An 18,774-nucleotide genomic window follows, 5' to 3' on the forward strand; every position below is an offset into this window, starting at 1 on the left:
ACTGTGACATTTTAGGGGGAAGCCCCCTATAACAACAAAGCCAAAGCGGCTCCCGTTTTAAGCACCTTTGAGCATATCAAACACCACACGGGCGAACCCCCTGGCGAGTTCAGGGTTGGACAGATACTGCACCATCATCTCATGCTGGGCTTCATTGCTGTCCATCACTGCATCATCGATCGCTTTCGGGAAATCACCCAGCATCGCCTGTTCACGCGTATTGTTAGCGATCTGCGTCATCACCGCCTGGTTTTCCGACAGTTTGTCACGCACGGTAAAGGCGTAGTTGATCATGTCTTTATCGCTAAGATTATCCGTAACAAACAGATCATTCAGGCGCGCCAGAATATTGGACAGAAACTCTTCTTTCTTGTCCTTTGGCTTCGCTGTACCCATATCGTTACCCGGTGTGATTTGGTATTCTTCCGCATCTTCCCGCAGCTTCAGATGTTGTTCATGAAGCTTCGACAAGCGGTAATGGCTCATATCCACATTACTTAAATCAATCTCATCGTCTTCAATACGCTGTTCATGCAGCAACGGGCGAAGATGCCGTGCGAACAGGCTCAGCTTCTCAAGGCTCTTGTCATCGTAATCTACGATCTGCGACATAAACTCATAAAAACGAACGAAGCTACCGAGATCTTTTTTGAAGATATCCAGCTTGTCTTTTTCCTGTTTGCACGTCTTGAAACTGTTTTCTGCATTAGTTATCAGCACCACATCGCCGGTCTTCTTGGTGCGTTCAAACATTTCTTTAGCCAACACATAGGCATCAATCGCTGAGGTATAACGGTGCTTCCAGCGTTCAACCGCCGGCTTGCAGATATTGCTTATCGCAGCATTGGATTTGTTCTTGGTGAAGAACGCCTCGCAGAATTGCTCCACTTCGTTCCACAGGAAAATGCCGCTGGTGCGAAGTTTTTCGAACAGCTCAAAGACTAACTGCGGATCGCTGACATCAGTCAGTTCTGCCGTTTGGTAGTAAGGCTGAAATGCCGCCAGAATGTCATCCGGCTCATTATAGAAATCGAGTACAAAGGTTCCCGACTCTTTTTTCCCTGGGTAAGTGCGGTTGAGCCGTGAAAGTGTCTGGACGCATTCCACGCCGCCCAGCGCTTTATCCACATACATGGCGCATAGCTTGGGTTGGTCAAAACCGGTCTGGAACTTATTCGCGACCAACATCACCTGGTAATCATCAGTCTCAAACGCTTTGCGCATGTCCCTGCCTTTCAACCCAGGGTTCATGTTGATTTCAGTAAACTTTTGGTTCAGTAACGCAAGGCTATTGTGGTCACTTTCATAGAATTCCACTTCACCGGAAAATGCCACCATGGCATTGATCTTCGGATAGTTGTTTTCAGCGATGTATTTATCAAAGGCCAGTTTGTAACGCACCGCGGCTTTACGAGAGCTGGTGACTACCATCGCCTTAGCCTGCCCCCCCAACAGATGCATCACATGTTTACGGTAGTGCTCAACAATCACCTTTACCTTCTGCGAAACATTATGCTCATGCAACGCAACCCACTGATTCAGTTTGACCTTTGCTTTATTGCTGTCGACTTCCCGATCGGGATCGTCCAGCTTCTGCAGAAGCTTATAGGCCACCTTATAGTTGGTGTAATTCTTCAGGACATCGAGAATGAAGCCCTCTTCAATCGCCTGGCGCATGGAGTAAACGTGAAATGCTTCCGGCTTATTGGTTTTTGATGCAGGTTCAAATGGGTTAGGACGACGGCCAAACAGCTCTAACGTTTTGGCTTTTGGCGTGGCGGTAAAAGCATAGTAGTTGAGATTGTTGCTGCCTTTACGTGCGGCGACGGTGGCATCGAGAATATCTTCCGAGGTCATCACCGCATCGTCATCCGTCTCCTCCGTCATCAATACTTCTTTCAACTGACGCGCCGTGGAACCGCTCTGAGAAGAGTGCGCTTCATCAGCAATCACCGCATATTTACGCTGCTTCAGGCTGACGCTGTTTTCAATCGCCTTCAGCACATGCGGGAAGGTTTGAATGGTAACGATAATAATTGGCTGCGAGTTTTCCAGCGCACTAGCCAGCTTCTCTGACTTTGAGCCGTCACCTTCTTTATTGTTGATACGGCCGACCACGCCATCCTGATGCTCAAACTGGTAGATGGTGTCTTGGAGCTGATCGTCCAGCACGGTACGGTCCGTCACCACAATTACCGAGTGGAACTGCTTCTCACCTTGCTCATCATGCAGCCGAGAAAGTTGGTGGGCGGCCCAGGCAATGGAGTTAGATTTACCGGAACCCGCGCTGTGCTGAATCAAGTACTTATTGCCAGTGCCCTCTTCCGCCGCAGCGATAATCAGTTTGTTCACGACATCCCACTGATGATAACGCGGGAAAATCAGACTCTCTTTCTTACCCTTGAGGCCATTCCACTCTTCTTTCTCTTCGATTTGCAGATGCACAAAGCTAGCAAGAATTTTCAGCAGATTGTCCGGGAGCAGCACCTCATTCCACAGGTAGCGAGTGGCGTAATCGTTCGCATCTTCTGGGATGTCGTTCCCCGCACCGCCGTCATGAGTACCTTTGTTAAATGGCAGGAAGAAGGTTTTATCACCGTCGAGTTTGGTCGCCATAAACACTTCGTACTGACTGACGGCAAAGTGCACCAGTGCCCCGCGTTTAAAAGTAAGCAGCGGCTCCGGCTTGTTGGTAACGGGATCCTTTGGCAAACGCGTTTTCTTATATTGCGTAATAGCGTTTTGCACTGCCTGCTTAAACTCAGACTTCAGCTCCAACGTTGCTACCGGCAAACCGTTGACGAACAGCACCAGATCGATACGCCATTTTTTCGCTTTTGCACCCGCTTCTTCAAATGCCGCTTTCGAAGCGTGTGGGCTATACACCAGTTCCGGCACAATACGGCAGATATTCTGCTGATAACGGGCGAGCGTTTCCGGATTGAGGCTATGCTCAGGCTTAAACTGACACAGGGAAAACCGGGCGTTATGGCTTTTGATCCCGTGCCGCAATACGCCGAGGGTGCCGTAGGTCCGCGACAGCATATCGGTAGCGTTGATATCCGCTTTTCTAAGCTGAGCGACCAACGCATCGAGGAAGTGACGTTCGGTATCGGTAGGATAAATCTTTGAAAACTTTTCCCACTCCTGCGGCTGCGTGGTTTGCACAAAGGTCAGCGCATCCTGCGAATATAGCGCACGTTCACGATCGTAGCCGTCGCCTTTGCCAACAATCCAACCCGTTTCGACCATCTGAGCAATCATTTCATTTTGGAAAATCAGCTCTTTGGTGGTGTCCATACTCATGCGGTGGTCTCCTGTGGCTCCTCAGCGTCTTGCATATCAGATGCAACCCAGTCACGTACGTCGATTTTACCGGTGACAGCAGCGGAGATAAGGGCGGTGAGGCGTTCTTGGAGAAGTAATATCTGATTTTCTGATTTATTTAGCAACGAATCAAATTCAATTTCCTTCTGATAAAGAACACTCGCGATTTTTATTTGCTCATCTTTAGGAGGGAAAACAATCCATATTTTCTTTGTCTTTTCTTGATTCATAATCCCAATAGTAGATGCATTCGATGATTGTTTCATTTGCTCTACTTGGTTCAGTAAAGAATATGTAAGATACTTATGCTCAACAATTTCACTAGGTGTAATTATATTAATTTGCTGATTACATGAGAATTCATGATCTACAAATGCAACTTTTCCCAGAGTTGCTCCAATGCCTATAACAACTATCGAATTTTTGGGATAAATTTTCGCATCACCATTACTTACCGCCTGAGTAGTGATTTTCTTCTTAGCATTTCGCAGAATTAATGAATCATTGAAATCTCCAGGGGAAAGCCAATCGATACCGTCACCATCAGTAAACGATTCTGAGTTTTTTGGTGTGCTACCTGTCCCAATAAATGTGGCAATATACTTAATTGTTGAAACGGTCCAATGCTCCGGCACCTCCCCCAACCACTCAATACCAGAATCTTTCATCCGCACATTAGAGTTTAACCCTTTGGTGACGGCATGGCTAATCACTGCTTGACGCTTTTCCTTCAGCAGTTCAATCAGTTGCTGTTGCTTCTCGATCAGGTTATCGATTTTTGCGGTTTCATGATCGAGGAAAGCAGATATATTTAGCTGCTCTTCTTTCGGTGGCAGTAGTAGTGGTAATCTTCTAAAATCCTCAAACTTCATAGATTGCCTCAAACCACCTCCCATACCATAAAAAACCTTTGTTGTATCGTAAGAATGAAGCAATCGGTACAAAAAGTAAAAATTAATTTCATTTTTTGCTTTCAGTTTCAAATATGCAGATGTAATGATCCCTTTCTGTTTTACTAAACCGACACGTAAACTTTTTTTATCATTTTGCAGATCAGTTAGTCTTAAAATAACATCCCCATACTCAATAATCTGATATGTATTAAAAGACTCAGGAAGCAGACCAATATTTGTCTCTACATCCCGCGGAATAATGCTTCCATAACTTAATGAGAGTACATTATTCTCTGCACCACCAACATTCTTCTTAGCTAATGCCTCGCATAAAGCAAACGTAGGTTTCACTTGCCAATGGGAAGGTATTGAATCAATCCACTCAACCCCAGAATCCTTATACTCTGGATACGCCTTATACTTAGCCATCAGGAATGCACCTCCTGCAGCAGCTTCATAATCTCGGCGCTAACGGCGTCGAGATCGGCATCAATCTCGGATAGCGGGCGCGGCGGCTGATAAACGTAGAAATGTCGGTTAAACGGAATTTCATAACCGACAATGCCAATTTCACCGTCTTTCGCATCACGCTTATCGGCATTAATCCAGGCATCGGCCACGTGCGGCAACACTTCTGCTGTGAAGTAACTCTCAATCAGTTTACTGGTGGAAACAGCGGGATTTAACGGTACGTTCTCGTTGTCACGCAGCTCGCCGTCCTGCTCGAACTCCACCACCTTACCTTTGTACTCAAATGCGCCGTACAGCGGCTGGGCGGCCTCTTTCAGAACCTTTTTTACCACCGGCTCAGCATCTGGATTCTTAGTGGTAATTGCATCGATAAACTGTTTGTTCTCTTTGGCATCCAGCTTCACGCCAGCCGTTTTGATTGCCCCTTTCAGGGTCAGCTGGAACTGGTTGAAATCGTTGCTCACCAGCGTTTTTCCACCTGCCTGAGCGCCTAACGCTGTCTGGATTTGCTGAGCTTTAGCCATCAATGCACGTTGTGCCAACCACAACTTGCTGTCGAGCAGATCTTTAATCTGCTTCTCCTTCAGCTCGGCAAATTCTGCTTTGATAATCGTTCGGGCTTCTGCTTCGATATCGGAGAAATCGCCATAGTTACCTTCCTGCCACTGGGCAGCGAACTCTTCATACAGGCGTTCCATCGGGGCGTTAAACGGCTTCGGTGCAAAGCGCAGCGTGGCAATCGCTTCATCGGTGACTTGCGCAGACAAACGCAGTGGGCGCTCGATAGTTAGCCTACGATAGCCAAAATCGGTGCTGTTAAAGATTTTGCTGGCGAAGGTTTTCGGCGCTTCGGTTTTAGCGCTGATAGATTGGCGCCCACGGTTGGATTTTTGTTCTGCCGCTTTTTCCATCCCAAGTTCTTCAAGCGGAGTGGTATCCACCACCTCAAAATCACCAAAGGTACGGGTGATAAGCTTGATATCGTCTTCGCCCATCAGATTACGTTTAGAACCCAGCGATTTTCGCATCTTGCCACACAGGTTAGTGCCATCAATCAGTTGCACTTTACCTTTACGCGCTCGCGCTTTCTTGTTCGACAAAATCCAGACGTAGGTCGCAATGCCGGTGTTGTAGAACATATCGGTAGGCAATGCGACGATCCCTTCCAGCAAATCGGCTTCCAGAATATAACGGCGAATCTCACTCTCACCACTGCCTGCCCCGCCGGTAAACAGCGGTGAGCCGTTGAGGATGATCCCGATACGCCCACCATTGTTTACGCTACCATCCACATTGTGGCTGTCGCGCATTTTGCTGATCAGATGCATCAGAAACAGCAGCGAACCATCAGAGACACGCGGTAGGCCTGGGCCAAAGCGCCCGTTAAATCCTTTCTGCTGATGTTCGTCGTTAATCTCACCTTCAATCTTTTTCCAATCCACGCCAAAGGGGGGATTTGAAAGCATATAGTCGAACTGCTCCTGCGGAAGCTGATCGTTAGAAAGCGTATTGCCCAACTTGATACGGCTGACATCCTGGCCTTTGATCAGCATATCGGCTTTACAGATAGCGTAAGATTCGGGGTTCAGCTCCTGGCCAAAGGCACGCATCACGGCTTTGGGATTCAGTTCGTGCACGTATTCCATACCCGATGAGAGGAAGCCTCCTGTACCGGCGGTAGGGTCGTAAATGGTACGGATAATGCCTTCTTTAGAGAGTGCCTCATCATCTTCCATAAACACCAACGAGGTGGTTAAACGCACGATATCGCGTGGGGTAAAGTGCTCCCCTGCCGTCTCGTTAGAACTCTCTGCAAAACGACGGATTAACTCCTCAAACACCAAGCCCATATCATGGTTAGAAATCGCTTTAGGGCTCAGGTCGGTGGTGGCAAATTTCTTAACGACTTTGTATAGCAGGTTGGCATCTTCCAGCAGGCCAACAAACTCACTGAATTTAAAGTGTTCAAAGATTTCACGCGCATCTTTAGAGAACGACTGCACGTAGTTCTCTAGGTTGGCCTTGATGTCGTTCTGCCCCATCTTGCCGAGATCCATCGGCGACGTGTTGAAGAAAGACAGCCCTTTGGTCGCACGCAACAGAAACTTCTCTCGCCCTTCTTCCGGTAGAGGACTGGCCTTCAGTTTCTCCGCCTCTGCCAGCACCGCTTCTTTGGTGTCCGCCAGCACACACTCAAGGCGACGCAACAGTGTAAACGGCAGGATCACCCGCCCGTACTGAGATTGTTTAAAATCACCGCGAAGCAGATCGGCAACCGCCCAGATGAAAGCAGCCGTTTGAGAGAAATTTGTGTTAGCCATATCAATAACCTGAAAGGGAACGTGTAAAGATGGGTAGATTATACATGAATCAATACTGCTTGCTGTGACATCGGTGCGCCGTGATTTTCACCCGTCAGCAGGGGACAAGCCATACAAGCATGCAAACGCGTTCCGATATGCTGTCTGCGCTTTACGCTTTTATAGGATCGCATCGATTATTTCATTACAGTTTTTATTATTCCAATGGGAATAAATTACATTGGGTATTATGTCAATGTTTAGTTCAAAGTGGATTATTGCTTGCTACCAATGCAACAGGGTATCTGGGGCCACAGAAACACGACAAAGCCCGATCAATTTTATTTATTATTATATTCATTTTGTTACAATGCCTGCAAAATCAAGTTTAACAGCAGCACTTCAACAAGGATTTCGTTCTGTTGCAAAGAACTAGATTGATTTAACAATTAGGATTAGACAACGTAGGATTACACATGTTAGCGCCGCTTTTTGAACATTTGTTCCGTTCTATTGACTCGATGCTTGTCACTGATGTTTTTATCTTGGCAATTATTTTAACTTTTATTTCTGCTTGGTGGTGTGATCACAGAAATATTCACAGTAAATTTAGAGAGTATGCTCCAACGCTAATGGGAGCATTAGGTATATTGGGTACATTCACTGGTATAATAATTGGGTTGCTCAACTTTAATACAGAAAGTATTGATACTAGTATTCCACTTCTATTAGGTGGTTTAAAAACAGCATTTATCACCAGTATTATAGGGATGTTCTTCGCTATTTTATTTAACGCACTTGATGCTTTTTTCTTCGCAAACAAACGAGATAATTTAACAGATAGTGTGCCTGAAACCATAACACCCGAACATATTCATCACGAATTAAAAGAAAACAACCAATACTTGGAAAAGCTGATTTCAGGTTTGAGTGGCAATGAAGAAGGGTCCTTAGTCGCTCAGGTAAAACTATTACGCAATGAGATAAATGATGCTTCTCGTGCACAACTCTCTCATCACACTGAGTTTAGCAATAAGCTCTGGGAACAATTAAAACAGTTTGCTGATTTAATGGCCAAGGGTGCAACTGAACAGATAATTGATGCACTTAAACAAGTTATTATCGATTTTAATAATAATTTAACCGAACAGTTTGGTGAAAATTTTAAAGCTCTTGATGCTTCGGTAAAAAAACTTGTCGATTGGCAGGATAATTACAAGAACCAAATTGAGAATATGAGTGAACAATATCAACAAAGTGTCGACTCTTTAGTTGAAACCCGCGAAGCTGTTGCAGGTATCTGGGAAGAATGTAAAGAAATTCCACTTGCAATGGCTGCATTACACGATGTGTTGAAAGTTAATCAACATCAAATCAACGAGCTATCTCAACATCTTGATGCCTTTGTTTTGTTACGTGATAAAGCTACAGATGCAGTTCCCGTTATCCATGAAAAATTGGATGAGGTAGGAGAATTGCTCAAAGCAGGGGCATTGAGTGTCAGTTCATCTCTGGGCCAAACAGGGACTGAATTACTCGCCAATGCGAATGCTATGCGAATTGCTCTTGATGAAGGCTCTGAAGGGTTCAGGCAGTCGGTTACACAGACTCAGCAAGCATTTGCATCAATGGCTCATGATGTAAGTAACTCTTCTGAAACTTTAACCTCAACACTAGGTGAAACTATTACCGAAATGAAACAAAGTGGTGATGACTTCCTCAAATCTCTGGAGGCACACTCTAAAGAACTGCATCGTAATATGGAAAAAAATACAACCGATGTGGTCGAGCTCTTTAGTAAAACCGGCGATAAATTTAATCAACAATTATCTAGTAATGCAGAAAATATGTTTGGAGCGATGCAATCGTCCTTTGACAAAGCAAGTGCTGGTTTAACTTCACAGGTTAAAGAGTCTGTTGAACGCTTTGGTGGTGCAATTAACGAACAGCTACATGCTTTTGAACAAGCGACTGAGCGTGAAATGAATAGGGAAATGCAATCTCTGGGGAATGCTCTCCTGTCAATCAGCCAAGGATTTGTCAAGAACTACGACCATTTGATAAAAGAGTATCAAAGTGTTCTTGGGCAGCTGCAGCCATTAATTAACTCAAGACAACACCGCGGGTAATAATTAATGGATAAAATAATTGGTAAACAAATACCCAGCCAGAATCAGGACAATGAACACTGGGTTTCAATGTCAGATCTAATGGCAGGACTGATGATGGTATTTATGTTTATATCCATCGCTTATATGCATTATGTCCGTATTGAAAAAGAAAAAATAAAAGAAGTTGCAGTCGCCTATGAACAGGCCCAGCAACAGCTTTATAATGCATTAAATATTGAGTTCTCCAATGATCTACCTGATTGGGATGCGGAAATAGATAAACAAACTCTCGAAGTAAGATTTAAATCACCGGATGTTCTTTTTGGTTTGGGTAGTTCGGAATTGAAGCCAAAGTTTAAAGAGATTCTTAACAATTTCTTCCCTCGGTACTTGAAGGTACTAGATCAGTATAAAGAACATATCACTGAGGTTCGAATTGAGGGGCATACCAGTACAGATTGGACAGGGGCGGCTAACCAAGATCAAGCCTATTTTAATAATATGGAATTGTCTCAAGGACGCACCCGAGCTGTATTGCAATACGTACACAGTTTGAAAGAATCCTCTGCACACCAAAAGTGGGTGAAAAGTAAGTTTTCAGCAGTGGGGTATTCGTCTTCACATCCAATTCTTAATGCAATGGGTAAAGAAGACCAAAGCCGCTCACGTCGAGTGACGTTTAAAGTCATTACAAATGCCGAATTGCAAATTCGTCGCATAATTCAGGAGTAGCATCAATGAAGATAAAGATTGATCTCACTGAGTTGATAGCATTAGGAAAAAAAATGCTCCCTTCTGGAGCTGATTTTTTCCTAGATGAAGAAAGTATTATTTTTGACCCCATTGACCTTGAATTATCTGAAGGGAAAGAAGTTAGCATTGACGATCTTGACCCTGGAAGTGGATTAATATCTTATCGTGGTCGCCAAGTACTTTTATATATCCGTGATCATACTGCCTGCTATGATGCTGCAGTTGAAAATGCTGAGAAAGGTAAACGTTTCCACATCGCGTGGTGTCGAACCCTTGATAATATGAGGAAGAAAAATAGATTTGAGCGTTACCACGCAACAAATCGTGTTGATGGATTATTCGAGATTGATGATGGTTTAGGTCGTAGCCAAGAGGTAGATCTAAGAGTTTGTATGAATTGCCTAGAGCGGTTAAATTACAAAGGTAGCATTGACAAAAATCAAAAAAGAATAATTTTCAAATCATTCTCAATGAGTGATTTTTTTTCTCATTACAGCACTTGCTTTCTTTATATGCCAAAAGGCATCTATGAGAAATCAAATAGTGGATATACTAAAAATTGGAAAGAAATATCTCGCTCAACACGAGAGGATGCTGATTATCACTGTAGTGACTGTGGTGTAAATATGAGATCAGCACGCCATCTATGTGATGTGCATCATAAAAATGGGGTAAAATATGATAACTCACCTCAGAATTTATGTGTTTTATGCAGAGATTGCCATCGAAAGCAGCCATTCCACTCTGGAATTTTCGTTAAACGTAATGAAATGGCTGCTATTCAAACTTTACGTTCCCAGCAAGGTTTATTAAAATCACAAAGCTGGTCGGAGATTTATGCGTTGGTCGATCCTTCCGTAAAAGGGGATATCGAGATAATGGAATTTAAGGGATACCCTATGCCAACTCTAGGATTTGATTTAAAGAACAAAAATAATGAGGTAGTAGCTATCGTTGATGCGGCATGGCCACTATTGAAAATAGCAGTAAGCCTTGATTCTGTAGAGGTCGAAGGCTGGGAGATATTTTCTGTCGGAGAGTTAGTACATCAAATTCAATCTGGTAGAGTGTTCTAATTCCATTTAGATTACAAAAACTCATAGATGAGTAAAAATCAATCATGTAATCCCATTCCGATGATTGAATGGTTGACAATCATTCCCAACGGACCAAGTAAATTACACCTTGGTCCTAATATATCAGCCTCTTCAAATCGGCATGCTAGCATCTATAAAAAATCACTTGTAAGGCTAAATCCTTAAGCAACGATAACATCATTGATAACTGGTTTTTATTACTTTGCACATTATCACTTTCATAGCAATCTAGTGATACATTTATTACCAAGGAATTGAGTTGTTAATCTGTCATATCTAAGCCTAATTAAATTTCAACATAACCTCTTCACCCCGTTTCCATACGATAAACCTGGCCTCATAAGGATACAAAGGCGTATTGACAATAACACTGTACCCTTCTCCGGGAATAAAATCATACTCATCGACTCCAGGAACACACCTCCCCGGTTCCAACGCTACAGGCGTGTTTGCATATGATTTTTCATAGACATAATCATCGTTGCCATACTTCCATATGGCTACCTTGAGAATGGACTCCTCTCTTTCCATGTCATTCTTATCGACAAAAACGCAGATCTTGCTGCCGACAGGCGTTGCTTTTGCCGGGCGTAAATTGACTTTATCCCCCATAGGGCAGCCAGAAATAAAAAGAGGAATAAAGAGTAAGAGGAATTTTTTCATAGAGGGAATCCTGCTCTTCCAGTTACAGGTTGAATTCCTATAGAATTAATAAATTACTCTCATGGCAATAATTAGTTAAAAACATCATTAAGCTCTAATCGGGCTTCAGCATCATGTTCTTACCTTTATTCCACACAACAAAACTGGTCCGATATGAATTCAGCGGTGTTCTTACCAACACGCTGTATCCTTCACCGGCGATAAAATTAAACTCACCGATACCTGGAACACACTTGTTGGCCTCCAACGTTACCGGATTGTAGGCATATGACTTTTCATAAACATAGTCATCCCCTCCCTGTCTCCAGATGGCGATATTCAGTATGGATTCATTTTTTACGATATCGTTCTCATTAAAAAAGACGCAGACTTTACCGTCTACGATCTTACTTTGTACTTGATAGAGATTAAACCTGTCACCCGTTGGGCAACCCGAGATAAAAAGAGGAAGAAGAAGGAATAAATATTTTCTCATAATGGCAGCCCTGCGCTTCTGATTATGGGGTGAAATTGTGACAATGTCCTTCTGTCCACTATCCCGATGAGTTTCCTGTTTGGCAAGCGGAAGAAGGTATTCGCCCCATATCTCTTGAGAATGAAATAGTCCGCAATTATCGATGCCTGCTGTTCCATGCTATAGTGGCGCAGCAAAGGTTTATCAAGCCGATATTGATAACTTACCGCCCAACTGAGAAGCCCACGGGTGCGTACCCACATGCCCTTTTGGTGCTGCCAAACGTGTGCCATCTCATGAATGAAAAGATGCTGAGCTTCAGGATCCTGGTTCGCATAATCTCTTTCATAAAGTGACCTACGAAAGTACAACTCCCCATTCGGGCTCATCGCCGTGTACTGATTCTGTAGCCCAAACGGCAGGTAGCTGTCGCAGTGAACCAACACGCTCTGATAGAAAATGGTGCTGCCAAACACCGAGCGTGCCAGATTGACTTCGCCCGGCGTTAACGCCCGCGTGCTCCCTTCCTGTTGTGGCTCCATCCTGGAACTCCTTGATCCGAAAGAGTTCAATGGAACGTCATTTTAGTCTTTAAGGTCAATCAGATAGGCCTTAGGAAAGCATCAGGAAGATCCGGTTTTTACTGAAATGGGAAATGCGTCAATACAGAGTGAAAATAGGCAGGTAGTGGTGGCAGGCAGATTCCAGGCACAAAAAAACCACCTTTCGGTGGCTTCTTGTTCGCGCGGTACTTAATGGTGCCGAAGGCCGGACTCGAACCGGCACGTATCTCTACGGTTGATTTTGAATCAACTGCGTCTACCGATTTCGCCACTTCGGCACTGAAGTAGTATGCGGAAAACGGGTGAATTATACCTTCCCGCGACCAGCACGCAACACTTATCCGTTGTTCAATGAGTTAAGTGTCGAAAAAACCGCCGCCACGCGCGTTTGTCCGCCCCGTCTTCTCGCTCCACGCCCTTCACAACCCTGTTAATGGTGAGCAGGCTGTTGCAACGAGCATCCAGGATAAAGCGCCACACTCACGCAATACCATCCGATTCCAGGTTCCAACGTCGTTGCACAGAGCAATGATGGCTCTTGTGTCGTACGTCATTCACTCCCACGAGCCAGAACCGCTCACCGCGTTAGCGAGATACGTTCAGGAACCCGCCACGCAGCAGGTCGCAACCCGCCTCCCCCATCGCCACTGTCTCACCCTGCGCCTGGCAAAAACAAAATAATCCCCAGCCGCAATGGCAATGCTGCAAATAATTGCACGCCAATGTGTCAGCGAATAAAGAATGAGGTTGCGCAACATTCCGAGAACACTATTTTTTCATTAATGAATATCAGATGGGAAATAAAGAAGCGGAATGCTGCCTTCAGGGGAGAGACGCTATTTCGGTTAGATGGGGGGGGTATCTAAAATCACCAGAAAATAGCGTACATACGTAACAAAATAGCAACTCAAGGCGTAAAAACCAGCAGAGAACACTTGCCTCTGCGGAGTTAATAGCTTTAAGATGATGTAAGAAAATTTTCCCTGGTGTTGGCCAATATTGGCAGCCTGACCTACGCGGTCAGGTTTTTTTTTATATTTTTTATCAAAACATTACCTGGAAAGTGTATCGCCTTAAGGGGTGAGAAACTAGTTAGACTAAAGTACAGTCCCTTACTAGACCTTTATCAGTTCATGCAGGTTATTATTTCACATCGTAGAAATCAGGGCCGGTGCTGTATTGCTTCCCTCTCGTGAGCCGCCACGCTGCCCACTCAATACCGATTAACGCCCGTCATTTCCCGGTTCGAAAGCTGCCGTGAGCGAGCAGCCTATCCATCCACCGGTTTAATCAGCCGCAGCTCCATCCCCAGACGCACGGCATGTCGGGCATTCGTGACCCCCAATTTTTTGACGACGTTGGACATATGGTACTTGATGGTGCCGGTCTTTATGCCCAGGATCATCGCCGTTTCCTGGTAGGTTTTACCCACGCTGGCCCAATAGAGGATTTCGTTTTCCCTGTCGGTAAAGCGGGCGTTGCCCTCCAGCGCTGCGGCGTTTTTATCTGACGGTGGGGCCAGCGCCAGATACGACTCATGGATTGAGGCCAGCAATACCGAGATTTCACCTTTACGTTCGATGAGCGCCGGGATGATTTCCGCTTTCTGTTCTGCGCTGAAGGCAAAGGAAAGCGTGACGAGATTGTTGTTGTAATCGTGCAATACGAAGGTATAGCCGTGCGTCACGCCAAACTCGCGGGCCTGCTCGAACAGTTCGGGAAAATGCAGCCCTGAGTCGGCCATGATTTGCTCGTCCCAGGCGAAGGGGGTCAGGCGGTTACGGGCGGTAATCACCACTGGATCAATGTACTGCAACCCCTGCTCTTGATACTTGTTGACCCATTCAGTCGGGTAGTTGGTGACGCCAAAAATACAGGAAATGTCTTTTTTGGATAACACCACATACGCCCACAGGAGCTCGCCCAACTCCCCCAACGCCGCTTCCAGGCGCTTGCCGATGATATTGCTGAGATTGTATTCGTCTTCCATTGACTGCCCGCTCCCTCTATCCGCATGCCGCAGGGTTGACTATAGCACGACGAAAAGCGACAGGTCGGGGGAGTGGTTCACCGGGGGCATACAGCACTCACAAAAAAGGCGCGGCCCCGCGGCCACGCCTTTTCCCATACCGCTCGCCCCGCTACTTGCGTTTGAGCAGCATATACACGCTGATCAGCAGGAACAGCATGCTCGGCAGCAGCGCCCCCAGTACCGGCGGCATGCTGTAAACCATGCTCAGCGGGCCGAAGATCTGATCCAGTACATAGAACAGGAAGCCGAAGCTGATGCCGGTCACCACGCGGATGCCCATCGGCACGCTGCGCAGCGGGCCGAAGATGAACGACAGCGCCATCAGCATCATCACCGCCACCGACAGCGGCGAGAAGATTTTTCGCCACATGTTGAGCTGGTATTTGTTGGATTCCTGGCCGCTCTGCTTCAGGTACTTCACGTAGTTGTGCAGCCCGCTGATGGAGAGCGAATCCGAATCCAGCGCCACCACGCCCAGCTTGTCCGGGGTCAGGTTGGTTTTCCATTCGCCGGTCAGCGTCTGGGTGCCGGTCACCTGTTTCGGGTTGGTCAGATCCGAGGTGTCCACCTGCGAAAGCTGCCACAGGCCGTTCTCGAAGCTGGCGGTGGCGGCATAGCGCACCGTCTCCAGGCGACGCTGATCGTTGAAGTGGTAGATGTTGACGCCGGAGAGTTCTTTATCGCCGGAGACGCGCTCGATGTAGATGAAGTCGTTGCCGTCCTTCGCCCACAGCCCGCTCTTGGTGGAGAGCAGCGAGCCGCCGTACATCTGCTGGGCGCGGTAGTTGCGCGCCATCTGCTCGCCCTGCGGCGCCACCCACTCGCCGATCGCCATGGTCAGCAGCACCAGCGGAATGGCGGTTTTCATCACCGAGCCGGCGATCTGCAGGCGGGTGAAGCCGGAAGCCTGCATCACCACCAGTTCGCTGCGCGTCGCCAGCTGGCCCAGGCCGAGCAGCGCACCGAGCAGCGCCGCCATCGGGAAGAAGATCTCGATGTCTTTCGGCACGCTCAGCAGGGTGTACATGCCGGCGCTCAGCGCGGTGTATTCGCCCTGGCCGACCTTGCGCAGCTGATCGACGAACTTGATGATGCCGGACAGCGACACCAGCATGAACAGCGTCATGATGATGGTGTTGAAAATCGTTTTACCGATATAACGGTCTAATACGCCAAACATCAGGCCGCTCCTCTCAGGCGTGCGCGCAGCTTGCGCATCGGCACGGTATCCCACAGGTTCAGCGCCAGCGCCAGCGCGAAGTAAACGCCGTTAACCAGCCACAGCCACAGCATCGGATCCAGTTTGCCCTTGCCGGCGTTGGAGCGCAGCGAGGTCTGCAGCAGGAAGAAGATCAGGTACAGCAGGATGGCCGGCAGCATGCTCAGCACGCGCCCCTGACGCGGGTTCACCACGCTGAGCGGCACCACCAGCAGCGCCATCAGCGCCACCGACACCACCAGCGTCAGGCGCCAGTGGAATTCGGCGCGCGCGTCCGGATCGTCGGATTCCCACAGCGTCTGCATCGACATCTGTTCGGATTCGGTGTTGTCCGCCGCCACTGTGCGGTGGCCAATCACCGCCTTGTAATCGGTGAAGTCGGTAATGCGGAAGTCGCGCAGCAGCGCGGTGCCTTCAAAGCGGGTGCCCTTGTCGAGCGTCACTACCTGCGAGCCGTCTTTCTGCTGCACGATGTTGCCGTGCTCGGCCACCACCACCGACGGGCGTTGGTTGCCGTTCGGCCGCAGCTGCGCCAGGAACACGTCGTTGAAGGTGCTGCCCTTCACGTTGCCGATAAACAGCACCGCGTTGCCGTCCTGCGAGGGTTTGAACTGCCCTTCCGCCAGCCCGGCGATGCTCGGGTTGGCCTTGGCTTCGTTCACCACCACGTCCTGATAGCGCGAGGCCCAGGGGCCGGCCCAAAATACGTTCACCGCCGCGATCGCAGAGGTGAGCAGCGCCAGGATCATGGCGGCGATAATCAGGGTGCGTTTGCCCAGCCCGCAGGCGTGCATGACGGTGATTTCGCTCTCGGTATACAACCGCCCAAGCGTCATCAGCAAGCCGAGAAACAGGCTCAAGGGCAGGATGAGCTGCGCCATTTTAGGCACGCCCAACGCGAGCAGAGAGAGTACTAAGTTTGTCGGGATATTGCCGTCCACCGCGTCGCCCAACACCCTGACCAAATTCTGACAAAAGAAGATCAGAAGCAGGATGAACAGGATGGCGATTTGGCTCTTGAGCGTTTCCCGTACCAGATATCTTATGATGATCACGCTTATTACGCCTGTGAAAACTTGTCTTTTTGCAGGAAAATCGATAATTTCATCGTTAATCCGCCATTTATTCTCATCATATGGCAACCTTCACAGCTAAAATAGTATTACAACATCAAGCCGTTTGGGTGTCCTATAGGAACTTGCTTATAGTCGCCAAAACAGAGCAATTTATGCCGTTCAGGTTAACATAATCCGTTAACTCAAATGGCAGGAGATCGTTACGGAGTCGGTTATTCTAGCCGTAGCGTCCGCCTTTGTCTTTAAGATTCAGGAGAGTGCATGGAGTTCAGTGTAAAAAGCGGTAGCCCGGAAAAACAGCGCAGTGCCTGTATTGTAGTCGGCGTTTTCGAACCGCGCCGCCTGTCCCCTATCGCAGAACAACTCGACAAAATCAGTGATGGTTATATCAGCGCATTGCTGCGCCGTGGCGAACTGGAAGGCAAGGTCGGGCAGACGCTGCTACTGCACCATGTGCCCAACATTCTCTCCGAGCGCATCCTGCTGATCGGCTGCGGCAAAGAGCGCGAGCTCGATGAGCGCCAATACAAGCAGGTGATCCAGAAAACCATCAATACCCTCAACGACACCGGCTCGATGGAAGCGGTCTGCTTCCTGACCGAACTGCACGTGAAAGGCCGCAACACCTACTGGAAAGTGCGTCAGGCGGTGGAAACCGCCAAAGAGACGCTCTACACCTTCGATCAGCTGAAAAGCAACAAGGTGGAGCCGCGTCGTCCGCTGCGCAAAATGGTGTTCAACGTGCCGACCCGCCGTGAGCTCACCAGCGGCGAGCGCGCCATCCAGCACGGCCTGGCGGTGGCTTCCGGCATCAAGGCGGCCAAAGATCTCGGCAACATGCCGCCGAACATCTGTAACGCCGGCTACCTGGCCTCGCAGGCCCGCCAACTGGCGGACGCCTTCAGCACTAACATCACCACTCGCGTCATCGGCGAACAGCAGATGAAAGAGCTGGGCATGAACGCCTATCTGGCGGTCGGCGCCGGTTCGCAGAACGAATCATTGATGTCGGTGATGGAATATAAGGGCAACCCAAATCCGGACGCTAAGCCGATCGTGCTGGTAGGCAAAGGGCTGACCTTCGACTCCGGCGGCATCTCGATCAAACCGGCCGACGGCATGGACGAGATGAAATACGACATGTGCGGCGCGGCGACCGTGTACGGCGTGATGCGCGTGGTGGCGGAGCTGAACCTGCCGCTGAACGTGATCGGCGTGCTGGCCGGCTGTGAAAACATGCCGGGCGGCCGGGCGTATCGTCCGGGCGACGTGCTGACCACCATGTCCGGCCAGACCGTCGAGGTGCTGAACACCGACGCCGAAGGCCGTCTGGTGCTGTGCGACACCCTGACCTACGTCGAGCGCTTCGAGCCGGAGCTGGTGATCGACATCGCCACCCTGACCGGCGCCTGCGTGATCGCCTTGGGCCACCACATCACCGGCCTGATGTCGAACCACAACCCGCTGGCGCACGAGCTGCTGGGCGCTTCCGAGCAGGCCGGCGACCGCGCCTGGCGCCTGCCAATGGCCGACGAGTACTACGAGCAGTTGGACTCCAACTTCGCCGACATGGCGAACATCGGTGGCCGCCCTGGCGGCGCCATCACCGCCGCCTGCTTCCTGTCGCGCTTCACCCGCAAGTACACCTGGGCGCACCTGGATATCGCCGGCACCGCCTGGCGCTCCGGTAAAGCCAAGGGCGCGACCGGCCGCCCGGTGGCGCTGCTGTCGCAGTTCCTATTGAACCGCGCAGGCCTGAACGGCGACGATTAAATCTGAGCGGTAATTCAGGTATAATCCCAAGGGGCACAGCAT

Annotated in this window: 13 protein-coding genes and 1 tRNA gene; 4 read left to right on the forward strand and 10 right to left on the reverse strand. The window is 48.4% G+C overall.

The annotated features are described in order from the left end of the window. Positions 1 to 57: 57 nt before the first annotated feature. Genes H7A77_RS07510 through H7A77_RS07520 form a run of 3 tightly spaced genes read right to left on the reverse strand, consistent with a single transcriptional unit; the run spans position 58 to position 7,012 of the window. Positions 58 to 3,306 (reverse strand): type I restriction endonuclease subunit R, encoded by a 3,249-nt coding sequence (locus H7A77_RS07510; RefSeq protein WP_182074005.1) that lies wholly within the window; start codon positions 3,304 to 3,306, stop codon positions 58 to 60. Next, positions 3,303 to 4,649, reverse strand: coding sequence for a restriction endonuclease subunit S (locus tag H7A77_RS07515; protein WP_182074006.1), 1,347 nt, complete (start codon positions 4,647 to 4,649; stop codon positions 3,303 to 3,305). The genes H7A77_RS07510 and H7A77_RS07515 overlap by 4 nt, the downstream gene beginning before the upstream one ends. Beyond that, complete coding sequence (locus H7A77_RS07520) at positions 4,649 to 7,012, reverse strand: class I SAM-dependent DNA methyltransferase (RefSeq protein ID WP_182074007.1); 2,364 nt, start codon at positions 7,010 to 7,012, stop codon at positions 4,649 to 4,651. Before H7A77_RS07520 ends, H7A77_RS07515 begins: the two co-directional genes overlap by 1 nt. Before the next feature lie 455 nt (positions 7,013 to 7,467). Between H7A77_RS07520 and zorA2 the strand changes: the two genes are divergently transcribed. Genes zorA2 through zorE form a run of 3 tightly spaced genes read left to right on the forward strand, consistent with a single transcriptional unit; the run spans position 7,468 to position 10,931 of the window. After that, positions 7,468 to 9,120 (forward strand): type II Zorya anti-phage system protein ZorA2, encoded by a 1,653-nt coding sequence (gene zorA2, locus H7A77_RS07525; RefSeq protein ID WP_182074008.1) that lies wholly within the window; start codon positions 7,468 to 7,470, stop codon positions 9,118 to 9,120. Between the two features lie 6 nt (positions 9,121 to 9,126). Next, positions 9,127 to 9,834, forward strand: a complete 708-nt coding sequence (gene zorB2 / locus H7A77_RS07530) for a type II Zorya anti-phage system protein ZorB2 (protein WP_182074009.1) — start codon at positions 9,127 to 9,129, stop codon at positions 9,832 to 9,834. A 5-nt stretch (positions 9,835 to 9,839) separates the two neighbouring features. Next, positions 9,840 to 10,931, forward strand: coding sequence for a type II Zorya anti-phage system protein ZorE (zorE, locus tag H7A77_RS07535; protein ID WP_182074010.1), 1,092 nt, complete (start codon positions 9,840 to 9,842; stop codon positions 10,929 to 10,931). 303 nt (positions 10,932 to 11,234) lie between these two features. On the opposite strand, the gene H7A77_RS07540 is transcribed toward zorE, so the two are convergent. The 7 genes from H7A77_RS07540 to lptF form a co-directional block, all read right to left on the reverse strand. Further along, positions 11,235 to 11,615, reverse strand: coding sequence for a putative T6SS immunity periplasmic lipoprotein (locus tag H7A77_RS07540; RefSeq protein WP_182074011.1), 381 nt, complete (start codon positions 11,613 to 11,615; stop codon positions 11,235 to 11,237). Positions 11,616 to 11,709: 94 nt separating this feature from the next. Next, on the reverse strand, positions 11,710 to 12,090 hold the full coding sequence (locus H7A77_RS07545; RefSeq protein ID WP_182074012.1) for a putative T6SS immunity periplasmic lipoprotein: 381 nt from the start codon (positions 12,088 to 12,090) through the stop codon (positions 11,710 to 11,712). Further along, positions 12,087 to 12,611: a type IV secretion protein Rhs gene (locus H7A77_RS07550; protein ID WP_182074013.1), complete on the reverse strand. Its 525-nt coding sequence runs from the start codon at positions 12,609 to 12,611 to the stop codon at positions 12,087 to 12,089. Before H7A77_RS07550 ends, H7A77_RS07545 begins: the two co-directional genes overlap by 4 nt. Positions 12,612 to 12,825: 214 nt before the next feature. Continuing rightward, positions 12,826 to 12,910: transfer RNA gene (locus H7A77_RS07555), tRNA-Leu, on the reverse strand. 992 nt (positions 12,911 to 13,902) lie between these two features. Next, positions 13,903 to 14,622, reverse strand: a complete 720-nt coding sequence (locus H7A77_RS07560; protein WP_033641699.1) for a LuxR family transcriptional regulator — start codon at positions 14,620 to 14,622, stop codon at positions 13,903 to 13,905. A 151-nt stretch (positions 14,623 to 14,773) separates the two neighbouring features. Then, positions 14,774 to 15,844: an LPS export ABC transporter permease LptG gene (lptG, locus tag H7A77_RS07565; RefSeq protein WP_033641698.1), complete on the reverse strand. Its 1,071-nt coding sequence runs from the start codon at positions 15,842 to 15,844 to the stop codon at positions 14,774 to 14,776. Next, on the reverse strand, positions 15,844 to 16,938 hold the full coding sequence (gene lptF / locus H7A77_RS07570) for an LPS export ABC transporter permease LptF (protein ID WP_033641697.1): 1,095 nt from the start codon (positions 16,936 to 16,938) through the stop codon (positions 15,844 to 15,846). The genes lptG and lptF overlap by 1 nt, the downstream gene beginning before the upstream one ends. 282 nt (positions 16,939 to 17,220) lie before the next feature. Here lptF and pepA point away from each other — a divergent pair, with 282 nt between their 5' ends. Then, positions 17,221 to 18,732, forward strand: coding sequence for a leucyl aminopeptidase (pepA, locus tag H7A77_RS07575; protein ID WP_004933352.1), 1,512 nt, complete (start codon positions 17,221 to 17,223; stop codon positions 18,730 to 18,732). Positions 18,733 to 18,774 lie beyond the last annotated feature (42 nt).

The sequence above is a fragment of the Serratia sp. ME47 genome (assembly GCF_903970925.1).
Lineage (GTDB): Bacteria > Pseudomonadota > Gammaproteobacteria > Enterobacterales > Enterobacteriaceae > Serratia > Serratia ureilytica.

What these genes read in the sequence shown, in the direction of transcription:
- H7A77_RS07510 (WP_182074005.1), bottom strand. Translation starts at nt 3,306, where the DNA reads ATGAGTATGGACACCACCAAAGAGCTGATTTTCCAAAATGAAATGATT.
- H7A77_RS07515 (WP_182074006.1), bottom strand. Translation starts at nt 4,649, where the DNA reads ATGGCTAAGTATAAGGCGTATCCAGAGTATAAGGATTCTGGGGTTGAG.
- H7A77_RS07520 (WP_182074007.1), bottom strand. Translation starts at nt 7,012, where the DNA reads ATGGCTAACACAAATTTCTCTCAAACGGCTGCTTTCATCTGGGCGGTT.
- zorA2 (WP_182074008.1), top strand. Translation starts at nt 7,468, where the DNA reads ATGTTAGCGCCGCTTTTTGAACATTTGTTCCGTTCTATTGACTCGATG.
- zorB2 (WP_182074009.1), top strand. Translation starts at nt 9,127, where the DNA reads ATGGATAAAATAATTGGTAAACAAATACCCAGCCAGAATCAGGACAAT.
- zorE (WP_182074010.1), top strand. Translation starts at nt 9,840, where the DNA reads ATGAAGATAAAGATTGATCTCACTGAGTTGATAGCATTAGGAAAAAAA.
- H7A77_RS07540 (WP_182074011.1), bottom strand. Translation starts at nt 11,615, where the DNA reads ATGAAAAAATTCCTCTTACTCTTTATTCCTCTTTTTATTTCTGGCTGC.
- H7A77_RS07545 (WP_182074012.1), bottom strand. Translation starts at nt 12,090, where the DNA reads ATGAGAAAATATTTATTCCTTCTTCTTCCTCTTTTTATCTCGGGTTGC.
- H7A77_RS07550 (WP_182074013.1), bottom strand. Translation starts at nt 12,611, where the DNA reads ATGGAGCCACAACAGGAAGGGAGCACGCGGGCGTTAACGCCGGGCGAA.
- H7A77_RS07560 (WP_033641699.1), bottom strand. Translation starts at nt 14,622, where the DNA reads ATGGAAGACGAATACAATCTCAGCAATATCATCGGCAAGCGCCTGGAA.
- lptG (WP_033641698.1), bottom strand. Translation starts at nt 15,844, where the DNA reads ATGTTTGGCGTATTAGACCGTTATATCGGTAAAACGATTTTCAACACC.
- pepA (WP_004933352.1), top strand. Translation starts at nt 17,221, where the DNA reads ATGGAGTTCAGTGTAAAAAGCGGTAGCCCGGAAAAACAGCGCAGTGCC.